This is a genomic window from Saccharopolyspora sp. NPDC002578, from assembly GCF_053592695.1.
In genome coordinates this window covers 1-3,058 of record NZ_JBSFWJ010000161.1, presented here as the reverse complement: position 1 = coordinate 3,058, position 3,058 = coordinate 1, and the positions used below count along the sequence as shown (strand labels likewise).

The window sequence follows — 3,058 nt, the reverse complement described above, 5'->3', positions numbered from 1 at the left end:
GTTCTCAGCTGTCTTCTCGCGAGGACAGCTTTTTCCCTCGTGGCGGAGCCACTTGGGAAAAAGATCCCGCAGCGAGAAGACAGCTGAGAACCCGCCACCCGACCACCAAAGCAAACCGAGCCGTGGAGTCAGTACAAGTAGAGACCAGGAACGCCGGGGGCGGGCTCGGGGTCGGTGGAGCGCGGCGCGGAGACGCGGTCCGGGTCACCGTCGGACGTGTAGCGGGATTCCGGGTCGGCGGCGAGTTTGTCGAGCCACTGGGTGGATCCGTATTCGGCTTCTTCGCCGGTGGCGGCCTGCGAGCGGATGCGCGGGATGTTCTCGCGGTCGAAGTCCGCGTCGAACGGGGACGGGGCCGGGTTGGAGCCGACGAGGAACACGCTGTCGTGGTGGTAGGTGATCCCGTCGGCGCTGCCGTCGGCGGCGAGCGCTTCGTCGTCGGGGTGCATGCCCAGCGGTAGCGCCAGCGAGCGCACCGGCACGTCGGGCAGCGCCTCGTTGATGACCCGCTGCATGGAGGCGATCTCCTGCTGCGCTTCGGCGGAGCCGACTTGGCCGAGGTTGGGGTGGTCGAGCGTGTGGTTGCCGACTTCGAAGCCGTGCTCGTGCAGCCAGGGCAGCGTGACGCGGCCGCCGGGGTCTTCGAAGGGCGGGTTGAAGACGAAGAAGGTCGCGGTGGCGCGGAACTCCGGGTGCGCGGCGGCGGTGTCGAGCATGATGCGCACCGCGGTGTCCGGTGCGGGTTGCCCGGTTTCGTCCACTGTGAACTGACCGGTGGAGCCGTCGTCGAAGGTGAGTACGACGGGGTGCCTGCCCGCCGGGATGTCGATGCGGCCGTCGGCGAATTCGCTGGCGGTGATCGGCGTGTAGCCCTCGGCGTGGAGCCGTTCCAGTTCGGCGCGGAAGTCCTGCGGTGTGCGGTCGTAGACGCTGCTCGGGTCGGTGGTGATCCGGTGGTACATGAGCACCGGGACGTCGCCGAGTTCGTTGGCGTGAACCGATTCCGGAGCGGGCGGTGGCGGCGGCGGGGGTGGCGGCGGTGGTGCCGCGGCGACGTCGGGAGCTTCTGGGGCGGGGGCTTGTGCGCTACATGCGGCGCCGGACAGGGCGAGCAGCGCCACCGCCGTCACGGCGCAGGTGCGCTCGATCACGCTCAACATCGGTTCGCACGTTAGTGGAGTCAGTGCCCGATGTGGATACTCCAAGTGACTTGTTGATCTGTTGGTTATTACCTGGAAGGGTGGCGCGAACATTCGACCGGCAACGTAACGTGATTAGTTGTCCGGATTCGCCGACGTCGGGGAGGCGAAAGCTGTGACCGATCCTGCGCCCGAAGGGCCATCAGGAACCACGAAGACCAGCCGTGGCAACGGGTTCGGCGGTGTCCCGCAGTGGGCCGTCGTGGCCGTGGCCACCATCGTGCTGCTGATCGCGGGGTACTTCGTGCTCCGCATGTTGTCCACAGAGGACGTTCGAGTCGACGGATTGCCGTCGCACCCGGTGCGTTCCGAGGCGACCTCGGATGGATCCATTCAGATCCGCTCCGAAACCACTGCATCGACGCAGATCCTGCTCGACGGACGTCCCGTTCCCACATCGGAGCAAGGCGGCGCGCTCGCCGTGCACGCTCCGTCGACGTCCGACGGCACCCACGTGCTGGAGGTCGTCACTCCACGAGCGGTGTCCTGGCTCGGTTCCTCCAGCACCACGCAAGAGTTCACAGTGGACAGCGCGGCGCCGGAGCTCCAGGTCGAGGACTCGCTGCGGCCGAACGAGCTCGGTGAACCGGTGACCGTGCACGGCAAGGCCACCGGTGCCGACGAAGTGACCGTGGCGGGCAAAGCGGTCAAGCCGGGCCCGGACGGCGCGTTCTCCGCGGTCGTGGACAAGCCGGAACGCGAAGTGCAGGTCGTGGCCACCGACCTCGCGGGCAATCGCGCCGAGCGCACGATGACCGTGCACATCAAGCACCCGGGCATGCGCGCCGTGCACATGACCGGGCTCGCCTGGACCAGCGACACACTGCGCGAACCGGTGCTGGAGATGGCCAGGCAAGGCCGGATCGACACCGTCGAACTCGACATCAAGGACGAGAGCGGCGAAATCCCCTACGGCTCGGCGGTGCCCGAGGCGAACCGGATCGGGGCGGTGAAGAACTACTACGACGCCCGCGAAGCCATCGACCAGCTGCACGGCATGGGCGTGCGGGTGGTCGGCCGCCTCGTGGCGTTCAAGGACCCGGTGCTGGGCGAGGCGTCCTGGCGCGAAGGGCACCCGGAACGGGTCGTGCAGACCTCCGGCGGACAACCGTGGAGCAGCGGGTACGGCGACTTCGCGTTCACGAACTTCGCCGACCCGGCGGTGCAGAAGTACAACATCGACATCGCCGCCGAAGCCGCCTCGCTGGGCTTCGACGACATCCTCTACGACTACGTGCGCAGGCCCGACGGCGGCATCGAGAAGATGCGCTTCCCCGGGCTCACCACCACGCCGGAGACGGGCATCGCGAACTTCCTGCGCGAATCGCAGACCGCGGTGCGCTCCCAGGGCGCGCTGCTGGGAGCTTCGGTGTTCGGCATCGCGGTGGACCGGCCCACGCAGATCGCGCAGGACATCCCGCAGATGGCGAAGTACGTGGATTACATCGCGCCGATGGTCTACCCCTCGCACTGGGGGCCGGGCGAATTCGGCGTGGCCGATCCGAACACCGCGCCCTACGACATCGTGCGGCGGTCCCTGGACAAGTTCGCCCAGGCCGTCGCCGGGACCGACGTGCAGATCATTCCGTGGCTGCAGGACTTCAGCCTCGGCGCCAGCTACGGACCCGCGGAGGTCGGTGCCCAGATCGACGCCGCCCGCGACGGCGGCATGCCGTCGTACCTGCTGTGGGCCCCGAACTGCCGCTACCACGGAGAAGCCCTCGTACCGCAGAAGCCGTAGTGGTTCGTCCGCCTCGGTCTGCTTTGGTGGTCGGGTGGCGGAACCTCAGTCGGTCTCTCGCTGCGGGATCTTTTTCTTGAGTGGGGACGCCCCCCGGGGAAAAAAAATACAAGCCGGA

2 protein-coding genes are annotated in these 3,058 nt (G+C 67.8%); one reads left to right on the top strand and one right to left on the bottom strand.

Translation table 11 applies throughout. The features are described from left to right. Positions 1-128: 128 nt before the first annotated feature. A complete protein-coding gene (locus tag ACWD38_RS30270; RefSeq protein ID WP_184478186.1) occupies positions 129-1,160 on the bottom strand; it encodes a polysaccharide deacetylase family protein in 1,032 nt (343 codons plus the stop codon). A 154-nt stretch (positions 1,161-1,314) separates the two neighbouring features. On the opposite strand from ACWD38_RS30270, the gene ACWD38_RS30265 reads away from it, so the two are divergent. Further along, entirely contained in the window at positions 1,315-2,940 is a 1,626-nt protein-coding gene (locus tag ACWD38_RS30265) for a putative glycoside hydrolase (RefSeq protein WP_343071297.1), read from the top strand. The last annotated feature ends 118 nt before the right edge of the window (positions 2,941-3,058 follow it).

Coding starts and splice junctions, on each gene's coding strand:
- ACWD38_RS30270 (WP_184478186.1), bottom strand. CDS start 1,160: ATGTTGAGCGTGATCGAGCGCACCTGCGCCGTGACGGCGGTGGCGCTG.